The 20,503-nt window shown below is 62.7% G+C and carries 20 protein-coding genes; 5 read left to right on the top strand and 15 right to left on the bottom strand.

What is annotated here, in order from left to right; translation table 11 throughout:
• Window positions 1–13 precede the first annotated feature (13 nt).
• The 7 genes from panC to dksA all read right to left on the bottom strand — a co-directional run bounded on the left by panC (window position 14) and on the right by dksA (window position 7,961).
• Complete coding sequence (panC, locus tag ETC27_RS10290; protein WP_136254895.1) at window positions 14–874, bottom strand: pantoate--beta-alanine ligase; 861 nt, start codon at window positions 872–874, stop codon at window positions 14–16.
• Window positions 874–1,665, bottom strand: coding sequence for a 3-methyl-2-oxobutanoate hydroxymethyltransferase (gene panB / locus ETC27_RS10295; RefSeq protein ID WP_136254896.1), 792 nt, complete (start codon window positions 1,663–1,665; stop codon window positions 874–876). The genes panC and panB overlap by 1 nt, the downstream gene beginning before the upstream one ends.
• Window positions 1,666–1,808: 143 nt before the next feature.
• Entirely contained in the window at window positions 1,809–2,294 is a 486-nt protein-coding gene (folK, locus tag ETC27_RS10300) for a 2-amino-4-hydroxy-6-hydroxymethyldihydropteridine diphosphokinase (protein WP_136254897.1), read from the bottom strand.
• Between the two features lie 4 nt (window positions 2,295–2,298).
• The gene (gene pcnB, locus ETC27_RS10305; protein ID WP_136254898.1) at window positions 2,299–3,714 is read right to left on the bottom strand and encodes a polynucleotide adenylyltransferase PcnB; all 1,416 of its coding nucleotides are present in this window, start codon (window positions 3,712–3,714) and stop codon (window positions 2,299–2,301) included.
• 911 nt (window positions 3,715–4,625) lie between these two features.
• Window positions 4,626–6,008 carry a sigma-54-dependent transcriptional regulator gene (locus tag ETC27_RS10310; protein ID WP_136254899.1) on the bottom strand — a complete coding sequence of 461 codons (1,383 nt, stop codon included), beginning with the start codon at window positions 6,006–6,008 and terminating at the stop codon, window positions 4,626–4,628.
• A gap of 474 nt (window positions 6,009–6,482) precedes the next feature.
• On the bottom strand, window positions 6,483–7,376 hold the full coding sequence (gluQRS, locus tag ETC27_RS10315) for a tRNA glutamyl-Q(34) synthetase GluQRS (RefSeq protein WP_136254900.1): 894 nt from the start codon (window positions 7,374–7,376) through the stop codon (window positions 6,483–6,485).
• 147 nt (window positions 7,377–7,523) lie between these two features.
• Window positions 7,524–7,961: an RNA polymerase-binding protein DksA gene (dksA, locus tag ETC27_RS10320; protein WP_136254901.1), complete on the bottom strand. Its 438-nt coding sequence runs from the start codon at window positions 7,959–7,961 to the stop codon at window positions 7,524–7,526.
• Between the two features lie 242 nt (window positions 7,962–8,203).
• On the opposite strand from dksA, the gene ETC27_RS10325 reads away from it, so the two are divergent.
• The gene (locus ETC27_RS10325) at window positions 8,204–9,364 is read left to right on the top strand and encodes an aminotransferase class I/II-fold pyridoxal phosphate-dependent enzyme (RefSeq protein ID WP_136254902.1); all 1,161 of its coding nucleotides are present in this window, start codon (window positions 8,204–8,206) and stop codon (window positions 9,362–9,364) included.
• A gap of 12 nt (window positions 9,365–9,376) precedes the next feature.
• Window positions 9,377–10,147: a DNA/RNA nuclease SfsA gene (gene sfsA / locus ETC27_RS10330; protein ID WP_136254903.1), complete on the top strand. Its 771-nt coding sequence runs from the start codon at window positions 9,377–9,379 to the stop codon at window positions 10,145–10,147.
• On the opposite strand, the gene ETC27_RS10335 is transcribed toward sfsA, so the two are convergent.
• The 7 genes from ETC27_RS10335 to ETC27_RS10365 form a co-directional block, all read right to left on the bottom strand.
• The gene (locus ETC27_RS10335) at window positions 10,097–10,465 is read right to left on the bottom strand and encodes a Rieske (2Fe-2S) protein (RefSeq protein ID WP_205742720.1); all 369 of its coding nucleotides are present in this window, start codon (window positions 10,463–10,465) and stop codon (window positions 10,097–10,099) included. The genes sfsA and ETC27_RS10335 overlap by 51 nt on opposite strands.
• Window positions 10,466–10,507: 42 nt before the next feature.
• Complete coding sequence (locus ETC27_RS10340; RefSeq protein ID WP_136254904.1) at window positions 10,508–10,966, bottom strand: DUF4426 domain-containing protein; 459 nt, start codon at window positions 10,964–10,966, stop codon at window positions 10,508–10,510.
• Window positions 10,967–11,052: 86 nt separating this feature from the next.
• Complete coding sequence (gene metW / locus ETC27_RS10345; protein WP_136254905.1) at window positions 11,053–11,655, bottom strand: methionine biosynthesis protein MetW; 603 nt, start codon at window positions 11,653–11,655, stop codon at window positions 11,053–11,055.
• Entirely contained in the window at window positions 11,655–12,806 is a 1,152-nt protein-coding gene (gene metX / locus ETC27_RS10350) for a homoserine O-succinyltransferase MetX (protein WP_136254906.1), read from the bottom strand. The genes metW and metX overlap by 1 nt, the downstream gene beginning before the upstream one ends.
• An 87-nt stretch (window positions 12,807–12,893) precedes the next feature.
• Window positions 12,894–13,484, bottom strand: a complete 591-nt coding sequence (locus tag ETC27_RS10355) for a YggT family protein (protein WP_136254907.1) — start codon at window positions 13,482–13,484, stop codon at window positions 12,894–12,896.
• 122 nt (window positions 13,485–13,606) lie between these two features.
• Window positions 13,607–14,431: a pyrroline-5-carboxylate reductase gene (gene proC, locus ETC27_RS10360; protein ID WP_136254908.1), complete on the bottom strand. Its 825-nt coding sequence runs from the start codon at window positions 14,429–14,431 to the stop codon at window positions 13,607–13,609.
• Window positions 14,432–14,590: 159 nt separating this feature from the next.
• Window positions 14,591–15,313, bottom strand: coding sequence for a YggS family pyridoxal phosphate-dependent enzyme (locus tag ETC27_RS10365; protein ID WP_136254909.1), 723 nt, complete (start codon window positions 15,311–15,313; stop codon window positions 14,591–14,593).
• A gap of 35 nt (window positions 15,314–15,348) precedes the next feature.
• Between ETC27_RS10365 and ETC27_RS10370 the strand changes: the two genes are divergently transcribed.
• Together ETC27_RS10370 and ETC27_RS10375 are read left to right on the top strand one after the other, a co-directional pair.
• Window positions 15,349–16,383: a type IV pilus twitching motility protein PilT gene (locus tag ETC27_RS10370; RefSeq protein WP_136254910.1), complete on the top strand. Its 1,035-nt coding sequence runs from the start codon at window positions 15,349–15,351 to the stop codon at window positions 16,381–16,383.
• 45 nt (window positions 16,384–16,428) lie between these two features.
• On the top strand, window positions 16,429–17,568 hold the full coding sequence (locus tag ETC27_RS10375; RefSeq protein WP_136254911.1) for a PilT/PilU family type 4a pilus ATPase: 1,140 nt from the start codon (window positions 16,429–16,431) through the stop codon (window positions 17,566–17,568).
• A gap of 65 nt (window positions 17,569–17,633) precedes the next feature.
• Here the strand turns inward: ETC27_RS10375 and ETC27_RS10380 are convergent, their stop codons facing one another.
• Window positions 17,634–18,791 carry an anhydro-N-acetylmuramic acid kinase gene (locus ETC27_RS10380; protein ID WP_136254912.1) on the bottom strand — a complete coding sequence of 386 codons (1,158 nt, stop codon included), beginning with the start codon at window positions 18,789–18,791 and terminating at the stop codon, window positions 17,634–17,636.
• Window positions 18,792–18,927: 136 nt separating this feature from the next.
• Between ETC27_RS10380 and tyrS the strand changes: the two genes are divergently transcribed.
• Window positions 18,928–20,127, top strand: coding sequence for a tyrosine--tRNA ligase (gene tyrS, locus ETC27_RS10385; RefSeq protein ID WP_136254913.1), 1,200 nt, complete (start codon window positions 18,928–18,930; stop codon window positions 20,125–20,127).
• Window positions 20,128–20,503 lie beyond the last annotated feature (376 nt).

Here is a 20,503-nt window from a genome sequence, read left to right on the forward strand (position 1 = left end):
CGGAGTGGCTTCCTTATCCGTCGCGTTGCGACAGGCTAACGTTAAGGTTGTCGATCAGGCGGGCCGGCCCCAGTTGGGCGGCGGCGAGAATGATCGCCTCTTGGGTCTGGGTGTCGACCTCGCCGAGGTCGTCGGCGCGGCGCAGCGCCAGATAGTCGGGTACGAAACCGCGTGAGACCAGGCGCTCATGGGCCGTTGCGATGGCATTGGCGGCAGGAGTGCCGGCAATGAGCGCATCGCGTAGCTCGCACAGCGTGGCGTAGAGACCGGGCGCCTGGGCCCGCTCTTCCTCGCTCAAATAGCCATTGCGTGACGATAGCGCCAGGCCATCGGCGGCGCGCACAATCGGCGCACCCACAATCTCGACGGGGAAGTGCAGATCGCGGGTCAGCTGGCGAATCACCGCCAACTGCTGATAATCCTTCTCGCCAAAGCAGGCCACGTCGGGCTGCACCAGGTTGAATAGCAAGCTGACGACGGTGGCCACACCGTCGAAGTGGCCGGGCCGCGAGCTGCCGCAAAGCCCCTCGCTAACTCCGGCCACCTGAACGCGAGTCTGAACATCAAGGCCCTTGGGGTAGAGTTCGCGAGTCGATGGGGCGAACAGCAGATCGCAGCCCGCCCGTGCCAGCCCGGCCTGATCCTCGGCGAGCGTGCGCGGGTAGGCGTCCAGATCCTCGCCCTCGCCGAACTGGAGCGGGTTGACGAAGATCGTCGCCACGACCAGGTCGGCATGGGCCCGAGCCGTGGCCACAAGCTCCAGATGGCCCTCGTGCAGGTTGCCCATGGTCGGCACCAGGGCGATGCGCTGTCCGGCCCGCCTGGGGCCTGCCAGTGCCTGACGCAGCGCCTGGATGTGATGCAGGGTCTCCATCAGAAGCAGTGCTCCTCTGCCGGGAAGCGGCGTGCCTTGACGTCGTCATGATAATGACGGAAGGCATCTTGGATATTATCGGCGTCGACCATGAAGTTCTTGACGAAGCGTGGCGTGCGGCCGTGGGTGATGCCCAACACGTCGTGCATGACCAGGATCTGGCCGTCGACATCGGGGCCTGCGCCGATGCCGATGACCGGCACCTCCAGCGCATCACGCACCTCGCGGCCAAGGCTCGCCGGCACGCACTCGAGCAGGATGATCGAGGCGCCGGCATCCTGCAGGGACTTGGCATCGTGGAGGATCTGCTCGGCGCGCGCCGTGTCACGGCCCTGAACCTTGTAGCCCCCCAACTGGTGCACCGATTGCGGCGTCAGGCCCAGGTGCGCGCATACCGGCACCCCCCGACGCGTCAGTTCGCGAATGCCCTCGGCCATCCAGGCCTCGCCCTCAACCTTGACGATTTCGGCGCCCGCGCGCATCAGTTCACCGGCATCGTCGAGCAGCCTGGGTAGGCTCGAGTTGCTCATGAAGGGCAGGTCGGCCATTAACAGGCTGGCGCCCTTGCCACGAGCCGCGCAGCGGGTGTGGTAGCAGATGTCATCCAGCGTGACTGGCAGCGTGCTGCCGTGTCCCTGCAGCACCATGCCCAGAGAGTCGCCGACCAACAGTACCTCGATGCCGGCGTCGCTGGCGGCGCGGGCAAAGGAGGCATCATAAGCGGTCAGGCAGCTGAAGGTCTCCCCCGCCCGCTTATGGGCCGAAAGCGTGCTCAAGGTGACGGTTTTCATAGTATTACGATCTCATCGATAGCGTCGTAGGACCGCGTTAACATCGAGCGGTCGCCTGGCTGGCGTCGGGGCTTTCGCCATCAAGGTGTTACCTGGCGGCCCCTGAAGTGTGAAATGGTAACAAGAGACGGGCAACTCTACCTCTAGGGTAACAGCGCCCGCAAGTCGCCAGCATCCTGCCAGCCAGGTAGTGTCGCGAGAGCCCCCAGACCCGGCAGCTCGAGAGAAGGTGCCAACTCGTGCAACGGCACCACCACGAAGGCGCGGTTGGCAAGTTCCGGGTGGGGCAGGCGCAGGCGCGGGTGATGTAGACACTGATTGTCGTACAGCAGCAGATCCAGATCGAGGGTGCGCGGTCCCCAGTGCCGCTGTCGTACCCGGGCGTGGCGTTGTTCGAGGGCCTGGAGCTGGTCGAGCAGCGAGAGCGGTGACAGCCGGGTCTCGAGGTGCGCCACGGCGTTGATGAAGTCGGGTTGGTCCTGAGGGCCCACCGGACGACTCGCATAGCATGAAGAGGCGCCTGCGACCCGGGTCAGGGGCAGCCTATCGAGCTCACCCAGTGCCCGCTCGACATGTGTAAGCGGGTCATCGAGGTTGCTGCCAAGGCCGATATAGGCGTGTGAGAGCATCCGCTCAGTCCTGCTGGCTCGGCGATGAAGGTGCCGCACTGCGCCGCCGTTTCCGGGGGCGACGCTTGCGCTTCTTGCCGTTACCGCTGCCGGCAGGGTCGCTGCCTAGCTTCTGCAGCAGGCGGCGCTGTTCGTGCTCGTCAGCATCCTGGAAGGCGGTCCACCAGCTGCCCAGGCCCGGCTCGATCTCGCCGGCTTCTTCGCGAACCAGCAAGAAGTCGTAGGCGGCTCGAAAGCGTGGATGATCCAGCGTCTGGAAGGCCTTCTTGCCGTGACGCTTGGGCAGGTGCATCTGTAGATCCCAGATCTCGCGCATTGGCATGCTGAAGCGTTTGGGGATCGAGACGTGCTTGAGCTGGCGACTCACTACCTGCTGGGCGGCACTATGCATTGCCGGCACCGCGGGCATGCCATCGTCGATCAGCTCCTGTTGACGCCTCGTCACGCCAGGCCACAGCAGGGCGCCGATCAAAAAGGCAGGCGTGACGGGGCGGTCGCGACGGATGCGGTCATCGGTATTCTCCAGTGCCCGCTCCATGAGCGGCTCCGCCCAGGGCAGGGCTTCCAGGGCCTCATCGGCCTCCGGGAAGAGCATCGGAAAGAGACCGTGGTGGCGAAGTGCCCGGAACGTGGCCAGGGCGTGGCCGGCCAGGAACAGCTTGAGGATCTCGTCGAACAACCGTGCCGGGGGAATCTGCAGCAACAGCGGCGCCAGCTCGTGTATCGGCGTCTCGGTGGCAGCGTCCATGGTGAAGTCGAGCTTGGCGGCGAAGCGTACCGCGCGCAGCATCCGCACCGGATCTTCCCGGTAGCGGGTTGCCGGGTCGCCGATCAGGCGCAGCGTGCGCGTCTCGATGTCGCGTACACCATTCGCCCAGTCATGGATCGAGAAATCGGCAATATTGTAATAGAGCGCATTGACCGTGAAGTCACGGCGCAGGGCGTCTTCTTCGACATTGCCCCAGACGTTATCGCGCAGCAGCAGGCCGTCTTGAGATTGCTGGGACTGCTGGCCACCATGATCGTCGTTGGGACGTCCTCGGAAGGTGGTGACCTCGATCACTTCGCGGCCGAAACGCACATGGACGATGCGAAAGCGTCGCCCGATGATCCGCGAGTTGCGAAACAGGTCGCGCAGCTCTTCGGGTGTTGCATCGGTGGCAACATCGAAGTCCTTGGGTGTCTTGCCGAGCAGGGAGTCCCTGATGCTGCCGCCGACCAGGTATGCCTCGAAGCCGGCATTGTGCAGGCGATAGAGAACCTTGAGCGCAGCATCTGAGAAGAGCTTGCGGGAAACGTCATGGTTATCGCGGGGAATAACACGCAGCGCGGGGGTCTGATCGGCAGAGTCCTGATGGCCGAACAGTGACCTTAGGCGCTCACTGGGCGCTTGTAGAAAGCGGGTAAATCCTTTGAACATGCAGCGAAATCGACTCGCTAAGGCAAAACCCAAGTGTAGCCGACCGCCGACACCTTGGGAACCATTGCCTGGTTAGGGGAATGGGTTGTAAGCACTCTTTGTTGGGGCTGATGACTGAGAAAGAAGTGCCACGGCCGTCATGACCATCAGACGCAGAAAGGGGAGGCCAGCTGGCCTCCCCTGTAAGCATAACGTCAGCATCCCTGCTGTTAGTTTTTCTTCGTGATGGCGCATCGCCTTGAATACGCACCACAGTCACCAAAGTTGGTTCAGGTAAGCAACATTTTTATTTTTGTCGACCCTTCCTGATGGCGACCGTCTCGTATTCAAAACAATAGTCCAACCACGACGGCAAGAGTTTGCCTACCTCCGGTGTATTGTTGTTGTTACCGGAGGTGCATCGCATGAGGGCTTGTTATTGTTTTGCCCTGGCAGGATGCGTTTCGTCTTGGTCAGCTTTCCGAACCCTCGACCGCAATTATTGTTGTGGTGGTCGAGCCGCATCGAGATGGCTTGTGATTGTTGTTGCCATCATGGGTGCTGTGTCGCGCCATCAGCATTGTTGTTATTGGGCTGGTGGCGGTGTCTGAGGTCTCGTCATTATTGTTGTTGGCACAAGACTCAGTGACGTTCGGCTGTTGTTTTTCTTGCCCTAATTAGTGCACTGCTCGTGCCATGATCAGGAAAGTTTAGTAAGAACAGAGTGTTATATTTTTTCCGATCTGTTCCATCGGTTCTGCACCTCGGTTGTGTTACCCCTTGTGCCGCATCTTGGGGCGCTTCTTGAGTGGGACGGTAACAACTGGTGCAAAGCTGGAGGACATGATGATCAAAAGTACCGGCGAATGGAACTCGTGGGCCGTTAGACCATGGTCGTGTCAACGGGGCGAAGGAGAAATGATCGGGGCTGATCAGGTCGGTCGGCTGCGATTGCTGCGCTTTCTGGGGATGCCAAGCCGCTGCCTGCGCTCCCAGAGGCACTTGCGGCTGATGCCGAGTTTGTGGGCCAGTTCGGTCTCGCTCATCTGCTCCTGGTGCTCGAGCACGAAATGCTGGAAGTAGTCCTCAAGGGACAGGTCTTCTTCGCTGGTGTCGCCTGCTTGAGCAACATCGTCATGGGTTGCGACCACATTGGCTGATGGGCGAGCGGTAATCTGTGAGGGTGCCTTGCGCAAGCCCAGGTCATCAGGATGAATCAGATGTCCCTCGGCGAGGATTACGCCGCGCTCGAGGGCATTCTCGAGCTCGCGTACGTTGCCGGGCCAGAGGTAGTCACGGATCTCGCGTCTTGCACTGCGCGACAACGTTAACCCTTGACGGCTGTGGCGTTGGCAAGCGCTATCGAGCAGCACATCGGCGATGGTCATAATATCGTTCTCGCGCTCGCGCAGCGGCGGCAGGTCGATCTGCATGACGTTGAGGCGATAATAGAGATCGAGTCGGAACTCGCCTGTCTTCGACATGGCCTGGAGGTCGCGATGGGTCGCGGCGATCAGGCGCACATTGACGTGACGCGTTTCCACCGAGCCGATCTTGCGGATTTCCCCTTCCTGCAGCACACGCAGCAATCGAGCCTGAGCATCCGGAGGTAGCTCGCCGATCTCATCGAGAAACAGGGTGCCACCGTCCGCGGCCTCGACCAGGCCAGTCCGAGCGGCACTGGCGCCGGTGAAAGCCCCCTTCTCGTGGCCGAATAGCTCCGACTCAATCAGGGTCTCGGGGATGGCCGCGCAGTTGACGCAGATCAGCGGCGCCTTTTCGCGCCTGCTCTGACGGTGGAGCGCGCGAGCCACCAGTTCCTTGCCGGTCCCCGACTCTCCCTGGATCAGCACCGTGACATCGGCTGGCGCGGTCTTGCGAATACGCGAATAGACCTCCTGCATGGCCGGACAGTCGCCGATCATCGCTGGCGGTGCAGGCTCCTTCACAGGGGCGGGCTTTTCGTTACCGTGCTCGGCGAGCAGGTGTTCCACCGTCTCGACCAGCTCAGCATGGTCAAAGGGCTTGGCGATATATTCCACCGCCCCCTGCTTCATGGCGTCGACGGCAGAGCGAATGCTGGCATGGCGGGTCATGATCAAGACCGGCACTGGGGCGGCACGTTGGATCATCGTGGTGCCGGGTTCGCCCGGCAAGTGAAGCTCGCTGATCACCAGGGTGAAGCGCTGAGGGTCCAGGGTCTCTGCCTCGACGACCGAGGCAGCCTCGCTGACGTCGTGGCCATGGCGCTCCAGCAGTTGCTTCAGGGCACTGCGGATGATGCTTTCGTCTTCAACGATCAGAATCCGGCTCATGGTGGAGCTCGTCGTCCTCTTTGCTCGGGGGGCTGCCTGCTCAAGGGGAGCCACATGACGATGCGGGTGCCGCTGTCGCGCCCGTCGGGAGGTGACACGATAGCGATGCGGCCATGGTAGCGAGTAGGCCAGCCTCTAGCGCCAGCCCCAGGCCTGTGCCCTTGTCGGGCGCCCTAGGCGGGGTGAAAGGCTTGACCAGGTGCGGGCTCGACACCCTGACCGGTATCGGTCAGGCACCATTCTACGCCATCTCTCCCTGGATCATCGTCGACGTTGGGCATTGATTTCGATAGTGCCTCATGGGCAGGAGCAAACGTGGGACATCCCATGCCACCGTCAGGGCCGCTAGCCGCTAGGCTGTGATTGAGCAAGTCCACATCGTGGCCCGTGCGCGCCAACCGGATCAAGTGACGGGCATCGTCGCTGCCCGAAGAGCGTTCGCACCGGGCATACGTGATGATCGGTGCTGGGCCCTCAGTCCTCGGGCCAGTCAGGTGCAACCCCTGAGCCACCGGTCTGCAGTCGTGTCGGGTCCCAGGCCTCGATGGCAGCCTTGAGTTGATCCTCGACCGGCGCGCTGGCAAGGGCCGCGTCGGGCGCCTGGTCGAGCGCCATGAGGGCTTGATGCAGTAGCGGGCGCACTCGCGCGTCCTCGGGAAGCGGGCGCGCCAGGTTCTGTTTGGAGAGCTTCTGGCCGTCGTCGCCGATGATCAGTGGCAGGTGCAGGTAACGCGGCTCGGACAGCGCCAGGGCGACCTGAAGCTGGCGCTGCCAGGGCGTGTTGTCGAGCAGGTCTGCACCACGTACCACATCGCTGATGCCTTGATCGGCGTCGTCGACTACCACCGCCAGCTGATAGGCCCAAAGGCCATCCTTGCGCTTGAGGACCACATCGCCGAGTTCGGCGGGATCCAGACATTGTCGGCCATAGTGTCGGTCCTGCCAGACCACCGGTCGCCACCCGAGATCGCAGCGCAGTCGCCAGGCCACTGGCGCATCGGGGTTGCTAAGCCCGTCGCGGCACCAGCCCGGATAGATCGGATAGTCGCGCCACTGCTTGCGCGAACAGCTGCAAGGGTAGGCAAGCCCTGCCTCGGCGAGCCGTGCAAGGGCTGCCTGAAAGACTTCGCCGCGGCGCTGCTGATAGTGCACCGGGCCGTCCCAGTAAAGGCCGAAGGCCTCGAGCTGGCGCAGGATGGTGTCGCTTGCACCGGGCGGGCAGCGCGGCGGGTCGATGTCCTCGATGCGTACGCTCCAGTGGCCGCCTGCCTGGCGAGCATCCAGGTAGCTGCCCAGCGCCGCGACCAGGGACCCGAAATGCAGCGGGCCGGAGGGGGTAGGGGCGAAGCGTCCGCGGTAGTCGGTCATGGCTGAAGGTTCATCAAGGGGTAGCGGTTTCTATCGGTGCACGTCGAGGATGGGCGGTTTTGGCCTGCTGCATACGCCGACGGGCACCCGAGGGTGCCCGTCGAAGATGGCCAAGGTTACCGCCGAGGACTGGCCGGCAAGCGTGGGTTAGCCACCGAGCTGCTTTTCCTTGAGTTCGGCAAGGGTCTTGCAGTCGACGCACTGCGTCGCCGTTGGGCGCGCCTCGAGGCGGCGTATACCGATTTCGACACCGCAGGCTTCGCAGAAGCCATAGTCGTCTTCGTCGATTTTATCGATGGTCTCGTTGATTTTCTTGAGCAGCTTGCGCTCGCGATCCCGTGTGCGCAGCTCCAGGTTGAAGCCTTCTTCCTGCGTGGCGCGGTCCGCCGGGTCAGCGTAGTTGTTGGCGTCTTCCTGCAGATGGCGCACGGTACGGTCCACCTCTTCCATCAAATCCCTTTTCCAGTCGAGCAGGATTTCACGGAAGTGCGCTAACTGTTGGTCGTTCATATACTCTTCACCCGGTGCCGGTTCATACGGGGTGAATCGCTTGAGGGCTTCCGGGGTTTGTGCTGCTGCTGCCATGTGGCTGCCTCATTACTCGAGTGACTGGGGCCAATACCCGATCGAAGGGTGCTGTCCATCGCGGGCCCAAAACCCAGTGTATTTAGCGAAAAAAAGCCGAGAACGCAACCGTTGTGACATCTTCTTTACTATAGAGGCGCCTCGCTGAACGGTTATCATAACGGTTTGACCGTCGCATTTGCCGGTGGTGCCCTCCGCCGCTAGCCATCGTTACTGCTCACTTTTACTACAGGAAGCCGCCCATGTCGTTCAGTGCCAGGCTGGATCGTGTTCAGCCGTTTCGGGTCATGAGCCTGCTTGAGGTCGCCCAGGCCCGTGAGGCGGCGGGTCACGACGTCATCCACCTGGAAATCGGCGAGCCCGATTTCCCGACGCCCGAGCCGGTGATTGCCGCCGGCCAGCAGGCACTGGCGGCGGGTCGCACCCGCTACACGCCTGCGGCAGGGCTACCGGCGCTGCGCGAGGCCATTGCCGGTCACTATGCCGAGCATTTCGGCGCGCAGGTCGATCCCGCGCGTATCATCGTCACCCCCGGTGCCTCTGGGGCACTGTTGCTGGCCAGCCAGCTGCTGGTCCAGCGCGGTGACAGGGTGCTGATGGCCGACCCGACCTATCCCTGCAACCGTCACTTCATGGCGCTGGCCGAGGCCGAGCTCGATACCGTAGCGGTAGGACCGGATAGCGATTGGCAGCTGAATGCCGAACTGATCGAGCGCCACTGGCGCGACGAGACGCGGCTCGCGATGCTTGCCACGCCATCCAACCCGACGGGCCATACCCTGGACGCCGATCAGCTCGCCGCAGTGGCCGACACCGTGGCCGCGCGTCGGGGGGCGCTGTTAGTCGACGAGATCTATCAGGGCCTTAATTATGACGTGGCGCCGGTATCGGCAGCGGCGGTGGCGCCCGAGGCCTATGTGGTCAACAGCTTCTCGAAGTACTTCGGCATGACCGGCTGGCGTCTCGGTTGGCTGGTGGCGCCCTCGGATGCCGTGGAGCCGCTGACGCGACTGGCCCAGAATATCTTCCTGGCGGCGCCGACGCCTTCGCAGCATGCGGCCCTGGCGGCCTTCACGCCGGCGTGTCGCGACGAGCTGGAGCGCCGTCGTGGTGAGCTACACCGGCGCCGTGATGCATTGCTCGACGGCTTGGCGGGCCTGGGGCTGGCGCCTTCGCTGCCGCCTCAGGGCGCCTTCTATCTGTGGCTCGATATCAGTCGCTACAGCCGTGACAGCCTGTCATTCTGCCGCCGCCTGCTGGAAGAAGAGAACGTCGCCATCACCCCGGGTATCGACTTCGCGGTGACAGGCGGCGAGCACCATGTACGCATCGCGTTTACTGCCGAGCGTGCGCGCCTCGAGGAGGCGGTAGCGCGCCTCGGGCGCTTCCTGGCCCGTCAGTAAGGGGAAGGCTTTATGGACTATTCACGACTGGTACCCGGCACGCTGGTTCGCCGCTATAAGCGCTTTCTGGCCGATATCCTTCTCGATGACGGTCGCGAGGTGGTGGCCCACTGTCCGAATACCGGCTCGATGCGTGCGGTCAACGTGCCCGGCTCGCGGGTCTGGCTGTCGCCGAGCGACAACCCCAAGCGCAAGCTTGACTGGACCTGGGAGCTGATCGCGCTGCCTCAGTCAGAAGGCGACACAGCGCTTGCCTCGGTACATACCGGGCGCACCAACGCGATCGTCGAGGAGGCGTTGCGCGCCGGCACCCTCACGGCGCTTGCCGGTTATGCCGAGCTGAGGCGAGAGGTCAAGGTCGATGGGGCGCGGCTCGATTTCCGCTTGCGCGGAGGAGAGGGCGATGTCGATGTTTATGTCGAGGTCAAGCAGGTGACCCTCAAGGAGGAAGACGGTCACGGCTACTTCCCGGATGCCGTCAGCGAACGCGGGCGGCGTCATCTCGAGGTGCTGAGCCGCCTGGCCGGTGAAGGGCAGCGTGCGGTGCTGCTGTTCTGTGTGGCGCATACCGGCATCGATGACGTGGCTCCCGCGCGACATCTCGACCCTGCCTATGCTCAGGCACTCGGCGAGGCGGTCGCGGCGGGCGTCGAGGTGCTGGCCTACGGCTGTGAGGTCGATTGGCGGCAAGGCGCGCCGATTGGCATTCGCCTGGCGCGGCCCTTGCCGGTATCACTCACTCGCCAGGTGGATCCCGCCGTTGTCGTCGACGGCGAGTGCTAGCGGTACAAGCGAATCATATTGGCAGGGGCCGGCCACGCACTCGCCGTTCTCCGGCAGGAAGAGGGCGCCGTGGTGGGCGCACTGGATCAGCTCACCGCCGTCGGCAAGAAAATGATTGGCGTCGATATCGAGCCGGCTGTCGCGGTGCGGGCAGCGGTTTTCATAGCCATGCAGCTGGCCATGCACCCGCACCACAAAGCCCGCGCGGCCATTGGGAAGCATGACCGCGGCGGCGCCGGTGGCGTCGAGATCGGTCACGTGGGCGAGACGGGCATCGCGCCTGTGCGTTTCTGTCGATGTGGCGTCGATTCTATTCAAGCAAAGCTCGGTACACGTCAGTTAGATTCACGTCAGATCGGGTCAGCGATCAATATAGAACCGTTGGATGAAGCTCACCTCGCCAGGCGGGGCATTGCGGTCATAGCGCACCCGCAGATCGAAGCGCATCGGCTCGTCTTCCTGAATGCGGAAGGTGGCCAGGTGATAGATGGCGCCCTCTTCGCGCACGGTGCGAAAGCTCAGTGGCTGAGACTGGCCGGCGAGGTTGCCTACCCGGCCTTCCACCGACGCCTCCACCGGGCGGGTGGTGCCATCATCCTGCTCTTTGCGCACGCTGACGTTCAGCAGGGCCTGCACTCGGCTGCGCTGGATGTCGTTGGCCGCCGCCACCTCCTGAGTCAGAAAGCTGGTGTTCACCGCGTTGTAGTGAACCTGGTAGCGGCCGAAGCGCTCGAACTGCTCGGCCTGGGCTGTCTTCGAGGCCCAGCCCGACCCTGCGATCAGGGCAAGGCCGAGCAGCAAGGCGCTAGCCCGGCTCATGCTGCTCCAACTCCTCGTCCGACCGGTTGGCCGATGGATCGCTTCCACCATGATGCCGCCCTCCTGAAAGCAAGACGTTGTGACGATCAGGCGTTGCCTGAGCGGCTGACGCGGAAGATCGCCGTTTCACCAAACAGATTAGGCCACATTCGCGAGCTCCAGTGAGCCTTGTGCGCCCCGTTGCCGACCGCCTGGTCGGTGATGATCAGGCCCTTGTCGCGACACAGGCGTTCAAAGTCGTTGAAGGTCGAGAGGTGGATGTTGGGGGTGTCATACCAGGCATGAGGCAATGACTTGGACACCGGCATGTAGCCCTTGAAGCCCAGGTACATGCGGTGGCGCCAGTAGGCGAAGTTGGGGAAGGTAATAATGCACTCCCCGGCCACCCGCAGCATCTCGTCGAGCATCAGGTCGGGACGACGCAAGGCTTGCAGCGCCTGGGTCATGATCACCAGGTCGTAGGCATTGTCGTCGAAGTTGGCCAGCCCCTCATCGAGGTTCTGTTCAATCACGTTGACGCCGCGGGTGACGCAGGCGGTCAGGCCGTCAGGGTCGATCTCCAAGCCATAGCCCGTGACCTGCTTGTCCCGTGCGAGGGCATCAAGCAGAGTGCCGTCGCCGCATCCCAGGTCGAGCACGCGGGCGCCCTCCGGTACCCAGCCATGGATCAGTTTAAGGTCAGCGCGCATCAGGAGCCCTCCAGCTGCTGGTCCCTTGCCACGCGCGCCATGAAGCCTGCGAACACTGCTTGATAGCGGGGCTCGGGCAGCAGGAAGGCATCGTGGCCGTGGGGGGAATCGATGTTGGCATAGCTGACTGGTTTATCGGCGCGTACCAAGGCGTCGACCAGTTCACGGGAACGCCAGGGTGGGAAGCGCCAATCGGTGGAAAAGCTGACCACCAGGAAAGGACACTTGGCTGGCGCGAGCGCAGCCGCCAGGTCGCCGCCTTGCGATGCCGCCGGGTCGAAGTAATCAAGCGCCTTGGTCATCAGCAGATAGGTGTTGGCGTCGAAAGACTCGGAAAAGGTGTCACCCTGGTAGCGAAGATAGGACTCCACCTGAAACTCGACGTCATAGCCAAAGCCGAGATCCTGACGCAGGTCGCGGCCGAACTTGGAGCCCATCGCCGCCTCGGAAAGGTAGGTGATGTGGCCAATCATGCGCGCCAGTTTGAGGCCGCGCCGCGGCAGGGTGTCGTGCTCGCCATACCAACCGTCGTGGAAGTCCGGGTCGGAGCGAATGGCCTGGCGTGCAACCTCGTTGAAGGCGATGTTCTGGGCCGATAGCCGTGGGGTGGCGGCGATGACGCCGGCATGGGCGATGCGCTCAGGATAGGACAGCGCCCACTGCATCACCTGCATGCCGCCGAGGCTGCCACCGATCACGGCGGCAAAGCAGTCGATGCCCAGCCGGTCGGCGAGCCTGGCCTGGCTGTGCACCCAATCACTGACGGTCATCATCGGAAAGTCCGGCCCCCAGGGGCGGCCGGTTTCCGGATTGATGGACAACGGGCCGGTACTGCCGTGGCACCCCCCCAAGTTGTTGAGCGAGACGACGAAGAAGCGGTTGGTGTCGATGCTCTTGCCAGGGCCTATATGGGCATCCCACCAGCCGGGCTTGCGCTCATCCTCATGATGGCGCCCCGCGGCGTGATGGTGACCTGACAGCGCGTGGCAGATCAGAACCGCATTGGTGCCCTCGGCGTTGAGGGTGCCATAGGTCTCGTAGACCAGCGAGTAGCTCGGCAGCGTCTTGCCGCAGGCCAGAGCCAGAGGATCGTCGAAATGGGCCGTCTGCGGCGTGACCACGCCGACCGAGTCGGCATCAAGCTCGGGCATGGCGGTCTCGGTATCCTGTTAGCAGTAGAGAAACGTCTGCGAGGCACTTGGCCCCACTCGTTGCGCGCCCCATGATGGGAGGTGCCATCACAAGCCCACCAGTGCGCCGGAAATGCCGGCTGCACGGGTTAGTGAGCCGACGACCAGGCTGTCGAGCAGGCTGATGGAGATGAACACCACAATGGGGGACAGATCGATCATACCCAGCGGCGGGATGACCTTGCGCACCGGGGCCATGATGGGTTCAACCAGTTGCATCACCAGTAACGCGCCCGGATGGCTCGCCTGGGGAGCCACCCAGCTCAGGATAATCATCACGATCAGCGCAAAGAAGTAGATCTTGAGAATGCCGCTCGCGATTGCGGCGACGCCGGCGATGGCGAGGCCGGCGATCGGTGGCATGCCATAGCCGGCCACCTGCATGATCAGAATGATGCTGACCACCTTGATCAAGAAGGCTGCCGCCAGTGTGGCCAGATCGAAGCGTCCCACTGGGCGTAGAAAGCCTTGGAAGGGCTTCACTACCGGTTGGGTGACCTTGACCACCGACTGGCTGATCGGGTTGTAGTAGTCGGCGCGGGAGGCCTGCAGCAGAAAGCGCATCATCAGCATCAGCAGATAGATGTTGATCAGCGTGTTGACCAGCAGCAGGCCGGCACTACCCAATTGACTGCCCATGGGGGCTCCTTATTTACAAAAGACGGCAACAACGAATGGTGATGACGACAGGAATCACCATAGTGCTGAATAGACAGCACGTCGGTGGGTAGCCGGTCAGCCGGCCACCCTATCCCAGTGGATTACTTCTGGCCGAGTTCGTCACCCATTTCTCGGGCACGGGCGGCGCAGACCTCGGCAGCTTCGAGGAAAATCTGACGCAGGCCGGCCTGCTCAAGGTGGTTGACTGCCCGCTCGGTGGTGCCGTTCGGCGACATCACGTTGCGACGCAGTTGAGCGGGGTCGGTGTCTCCCTGCTGAACCATCTGGGCGGCGCCGAGCCCGGTCTGTACCGCCAAGCGGCGGGCACTTTCGGCGGGGAGTCCCATCTTGACGCCCGCTTCCTCCAGCGCCTCGAAGACCAGATAGAAGTAGGCAGGGGCGCTGCCGGCTACGGCGGTCACCGCTTCGAGTAGCGCTTCCTTTTCGACCCATTCCACCAGGCCGACGGCTTCCATCAGGCTGGTCGCCAGCGTCTTCTGGTCGTCGTTGACGAGACGGTTGGCGTAGAGGCCGCTGGCGCCAGAGCCTACCAGCGACGGCGTATTGGGCATGCAGCGGATCACCGGCAGCTCACCGCCCAGCCACCGCTCCAGGGTCTCGGCGGTCAGGCCGGCAGCGACCGAAACGATCAGCGGCTTGCGCTCCTGAACGGCATCGCGCATGGCGGCACAGACGTCATGCATGATCTGCGGCTTTACTGCCAGCACCACGACATCTGCGTTGGCCACGGCGGTATTGTTGTCGGTCTCGGTGTGGATGCCGTAGCGCTCGCGCAGCGGCGCCAGCATTGCGTCGTCGGGGGAGGTGGCGGTGATCGCCTCGCGGGGATAGCCGCTCTCGATCATGCCGCCGAAGATGGCGCTGGCCATGTTGCCGGCGCCAATGAAAGTCACGTTGCTCGCCATGTGGAAATCCTCATTTGATGTCTGGGAGGCAGTGTGCCTATCCGGTGACGTCGTTATCGTGGCGTGCTGGGGTGGTCACGCTCAGTTGTCGTTCCATATCGTCATTCTGAGACGTGGCGACAGCTCTTGCAGCCAAGTCCTCGGCCTATACCGCCATGCTTATTGGTCGGATCGCTCCGTTGGGCGCGGGCGCGCGCCGAACAGGGCAGTGCCTAGGCGCAGCAGGGTCGCGCCCTCGGCAACGGCAGCCTCGAGATCATCGCTCATGCCCATCGACAGGGTATCGAGCTCAGCCTCGGGAAAGCGTGCCTTGAGCCCGTCGAGGGCCTCGCGCAGCCTGGCGAAGGGGGCACGCTGCTCGGCGGCAGTGGCGCTCGGGGCGGGAATGGCCATGAGCCCGCGTAAGCGCACGCCCGGCAGCGTCAGCACCGACGCCACCAGGGGATCGAGGGCCTCAAGGGTGACGCCAGCCTTGCTGGTCTCCTCGCTGATGTTCACCTGCAGGCAGATGTTCAGGGGTGGCCTGTTGTCGGGGCGCTGTTCGGCCAATCGCCGTGCGATCTTCTCACGATCGACGCTATGAACCCAGTCGAAGTGCTCAGCGACTTGGCGCGTCTTGTTCGACTGCAACGGGCCGATGAAATGCCAGATGATGTCGTCGAGATCGGCAAGTTCGGCCTGTTTGTCGAGGGCCTCCTGCAAATAGTTTTCCCCGAACTGACGCTGACCGAGGCCGTGGGCCTCGCGGATCATCGCCGCGGGCTTGGTCTTGCTGACCGCCAGCAGCTCAGCGGCCTGCGGCTCACGGCCCGCGTCATGCAGTGCGGCATTGAGCCGCGACCGGGCAGCGGCGAAGGTTTCGGATAACACAACCTCTGGCATACTGGAGCGACCTTACCTGGGAGCAGGGGAATCTAATGGATATTACCGAACTGCTGGCATTCTCGGCAAAGCAGAACGCGTCGGATCTGCACCTTTCTGCCGGTTTGCCGCCGATGATTCGGGTCGACGGCGATATTCGCCGGCTCAATGTCCCCGCCATGGACGATAGCGAAGTACGTGCTCTGATCTACGACATCATGGGTGACCGGCAGCGCCGCGACTTCGAGGAGTTCCTGGAAACGGACTTCTCCTTCGAGGTGCCGGGGGTGGCACGTTTTCGTGTCAATGCGTTTCAGCAAGGACGCGGCGCTGCAGCAGTGCTGCGTACCGTGCCTTCTGACGTGCTGACCATGGAAACGCTGGGCATGGGGGATGTCTTTCGTCGCATGGCGCAGCTCCCGCGTGGCCTGGTGCTGGTCACCGGCCCTACCGGCTCAGGCAAGAGCACCACCCTTGCCGCGATGATCGACTTCATCAACGACACGCGTTATGACCATATCCTTACCATAGAGGATCCGGTGGAATTCGTGCATCGCAGCAAACGTTGCCTGATCAACCAGCGCGAAGTGCATCGCGATACCCAGGGCTTCGCCCCGGCCCTGCGCAGCGCCCTGCGCGAGGACCCGGACGTGATCCTGGTTGGCGAGCTCCGGGATCTGGAAACCATTCGGCTGGCGCTGACCGCTGCCGAGACCGGCCACCTGGTGTTGGGTACCCTGCACACCACCTCGGCGGCCAAGACCATTGACCGTATCATCGACGTCTTCCCTGGTTCGGAGAAGGACATGGTGCGCTCGATGCTCTCGGAGTCGCTGCAGGGAGTGATATCTCAGGTACTGCTCAAGCGTGCCGGCGGCGGTCGGGTGGCGGCGCATGAAATTCTGGTGGCAACCTCGGCGATTCGTAACCTGATTCGCGAGGACAAGGTGGCACAGATCTATTCGGCCATGCAGACCGGCGGCAACCTGGGCATGCAGACCCTGGATGCAACCCTGGCCAAGATGGTCAACGATGGCGTCGTGGTGCGCGAGGAAGCACAGGCTCAAGCCAAGGGTGCGATTGCCAGCTGAGTCTGCCAAGACGGCGCCCACTAGCAAGGGAACAGGCGGAACATCATGAAAGCGAATGAATGGTTACAGCAGCTGCTCGAGATCATGGTCGATAAGGAAGCGTCCGACCTTTTGATCTCGGTTAACGCTCCCCCTACCCTCAAGATGGCCGGCCAGCTCACGCCGCTGGGTGAACAGGTGCTATCGCCGGCTCAAGTCGCCGAGCTGGTCAAGGCGGCCCTGCCACAGTCCCAACGCGAGCGTTTCGCCGCCGAGCAGGAGGCCAACTTTGCGCTGAGCCTGCCCGGACACGGGCGCTTTCGGGTCAGTGCTTTCCAGCAGCGCAATCAGCCGGCCATGGTGCTGCGGCGTATCTCCTTCGACATTCCAAGGCTCGAGACGCTGAACCTACCGTCGACGCTTGGCGAGTTGGCCGGTGCCAAGCGTGGTCTGGTGCTGGTGGTAGGTGGTACCGGTACCGGTAAGTCAACGACGCTGGCGTCGATGGTCCAGCAGCGCAACGAGACTCAGGGCGGGCACATCATCAGCATCGAAGACCCCATCGAGTATGTGCACCCGCACAAGAAGTCGATCATCAATCAGCGCGAAGTCGGCATCGATACCGAGTCTTTTGAGGTGGCGCTGAAGAACACCCTGCGCCAGGCACCGGACGTGATCCTGATCGGCGAGATTCGAACGCGCAAGACCATGGAACATGCCCTGACCTTCGCCGAGACCGGCCATCTATGCCTGGCGACCCTGCATGCCAACAATGCCAACCAGGCCCTTGACCGGATCATTAACTTCTTTCCGGCCGAACGCCACGATCAGGTGTGGCTCGACCTGTCACTGAACCTGAAGGCGATCGTCGCCCAGCAGCTGCTGCCAACGGTGGACCATGGGCGCCGGGCGGCCATCGAGATCATGCTGCGCTCGCCGCTGATCAGCGATCTGATCCGCAAGGGAGAGGTTGCCGAGATCAAGGACATCATGTCGCGCTCACGGGATCTCGGCATGCAGACCTTCGATCAGGCACTTTATGATCTCTATAAGGGTGGGGTGATCAGCGAGGACATCGCCATGGTTCATGCCGATTCGGCCAATGATCTGCGCATGATGATCAAGTTTGGCGATGAGGGCGGTGTAGCCGATGCCAAGGGCGCTGCCACTCACTTCGAACTGCGACGCGGCGATGACTATGAATGAGGACGCGCAGTGATCGCGCAGGTCCTGGCTCACCGCTCGCGTCAGGGGCTATATCGGAGTGACTATCAGGGGGAATAGACGCCACCTAGCACGCGGGGGCCGGCCGCGCCGGTGACCGCGGGCAGGTTGCCCGGTTGTTGGGTCAGGCGTCGCCAGGCGAGCCAGGCGAAGGCGCCCGCTTCCAGCCAGTCGGCGCTCCAGCCGTCCTGGTCAATCATGCCAACCTGTGTCGACGGCAACCGCCGGGCTAGCCGAGCAAGCAGGTCTGCGTTGCGTGCCCCGCCACCGCAGGGCAGCAGGCGTGCCGGTGGTGGCGCCTGGAATTGCGCCATGGCCTGCTCGATGCCGAGTGCGACGCTTGCCGCCGTCAGCTCGGCAAGCGTCGCCTGTACGTCCTGAGGCGCCTCGTCTCCGTTCAGTTGGGCATCCAGCCATGGCAGGTGGAAGGCCTCGCGGCCAGTGCTCTTGGGCGGTGGGGCGGCGAAGAAGGGCTCCGCGAGCAGGCGGCTGAGCAGGGGCTCGATGACGCGACCGCCTGACGCCCAGACGCCGTTAGCATCGAAAGGGGCGCCTTGGTGGCGTTGGTGCCAGCCGTCCAGCAGCACGTTGGCCGGGCCGGTATCGAAACCAATCACCTCGGCCGTGCTGTGCTCGGGGGGAAGCAGGGTCAGATTGGCGAAGCCGCCCAGGTTGAGCACCAATTGCCAGTCGTGGGAATGACGGAATAGCGCCGCATGAAAGGCCGGTGCCAGCGGAGCCGCTTGGCCGCCAGCGGCGAGATCGCGACGCCGGAAATCGGCCACTACCGGGCAGCCGGTCAGCTCGGCAAGAAGGCTTGGGTTATCCAGCTGCAGGGTATAGGGGGCGCCGGGTTCTCGGCCGGCGTGCCCAAGGGGGGCATGCTCGATGGTCTGGCCATGACTGCCGATGGCGGCCACTGCGCTTGCCGGCGTGTTGCTCGCCGCCAGCAGCTCATTCACCGCGCGCGCCTGCAGACGGCAGAAGGCGTCCTCGGCACGGGCCAGATCCGCGAAGCGCACGCTGTCGGCATGGCACAGGTCAAGCAGCGTGGCACGCAGGTCCGCAGGCATGGCCAACTCGTGCGTGGCCATCAGGCGGGGTGAATTCTCAGTGCCGTCTTGCCCTGGCGCCCCGCATTCGATGAGGGCCGCGTCGATGCCATCGAGGCTCGTTCCCGACATCAATCCGATCAGCAATGGCATGTGTGTCTCCCTGGTATGTCTAGCGCTCAACCGATTGAGCAAGTCATGCTACCATCTGCCCCATTATCAGGCCTGCCCTTGATGACAAAGGGCCTTAACCTGGCGATCAACTGCTTTTGAGGGGAGAACGGTAACGATGTCCGACGTCGCTGATGCGCTGGCGCTGCTTGAGCGCGGCACTCATGAGATTCTGCTGGCCGATGAGCTCAAGGAGAAACTCGTCTCTGGCCGTCCCCTGCGCATCAAGGCCGGTTTTGATCCGACCGCGCCGGATCTGCACCTGGGTCACAGCGTACTGTTGACCAAGATGCGTCAGTTCCAGGATCTCGGTCATACCGTTATCTTCCTGATCGGCGATTTCACCGGGCGTATCGGTGACCCCACGGGTAAGAACGTTACCCGTAAGCCGCTTACCGAAGAAGAAGTGAAGGTCAACGCCGAGACCTATAAGGCACAGGTCTTCAAGATCCTTGATCCTGAGAAGACCGAGGTACGCTTCAACGCTGAGTGGTTCTCCGCGATGAGTGCCGCCGACATGATCGAACTTGCTGGCCAGAGCACCGTGGCGCGCATGCTGGAGCGCGACGATTTCGAGAAGCGCTATCAGGGCGGTCAGTCGATCTCCATTCACGAATTCCTCTATCCGCTGGTACAGGGCTATGACTCCGTGGCACTGGAAGCCGATGTCGAGCTCGGCGGCACCGATCAGAAGTTCAACCTGCTGATGGGTCGTGAATTGCAGAAGCATTTCGGTCAGTCGCCGCAGGTGGTAATCACCATGCCGCTGCTTGAAGGGTTGGACGGTGTGCAGAAGATGTCCAAGTCGCTGGGCAATTACGTCGGCGTCGATGACACGCCAGGCACCATGTTCAACAAGTTGGTGTCGATGCCCGATACTCTGATGTGGCGTTACTTCGAGCTTTTGTCGCTGAAGTCCAACGAGGAAATCGAAGCACTCAAGCATGATGCCGAGCAGGGCGCCAACCCGCGCGATATCAAGATGGTGCTGGCGCGGGAGTTGGTTGGGCGTTATCACGGCGAGGAAGCGGCAGCCAACGCCCACAAGTCGGCGGGCAACCAGTTGGCCGATGGCGAGCTGCCTGACGATATGCCGGAAGTGGAGGTCGACTTCGAGGGCAGCGAGCAAGCGCCGATCGCCGCGGTGCTCAATCGCTCCGGTCTTGCCAATAACAGCGCCCAGGCCAAGGACATGCTTGGCAACGGTCGCGTCAAGGTCGATGGCGAAGTGGTCGCCCGCGATCATATGCTCTCGACAGGCGCGAGCTATGTGATCCAGGCCGGCAAGAAACGCTATGCCCGAGTGATCCTCGACTAAGCGATCGGCGCTGTTGGCTGCTAGTGGCTCTACTTTTAGTAGTACTTGAATAGCAGCACGTGAAACGCCCGCCCTCGTGCGGGCGTTGTCGTGTGTGGTACCTGGTTATCCACACCCTCTCGCCGCTGTTATCTATCCACAGCCTCTATTCACCTTTTTGAAAGAAAGGGGTTGTGTCGCTCCGCGATAGTCCGTAAAGTACGCATCCGCTGCCGCCGACGAGCACACGTCGGAAGCGGTGTAGAGTGTTGGAAGCACTTGTTTTTGTTAAGGTTTTTCGAATCGCTTGAATCGATCAGCATTGACAAAACAGCCGGAAACGGTAAAATGCGCCTCCACTCGATCGGCGTTCAACTCGCCGCTGGTTTGCCCGGTC

It is taken from the genome of Onishia niordana, assembly GCF_004798965.1.
In the GTDB taxonomy this organism is placed as follows: Bacteria; Pseudomonadota; Gammaproteobacteria; order Pseudomonadales; family Halomonadaceae; genus Onishia; species Onishia niordana.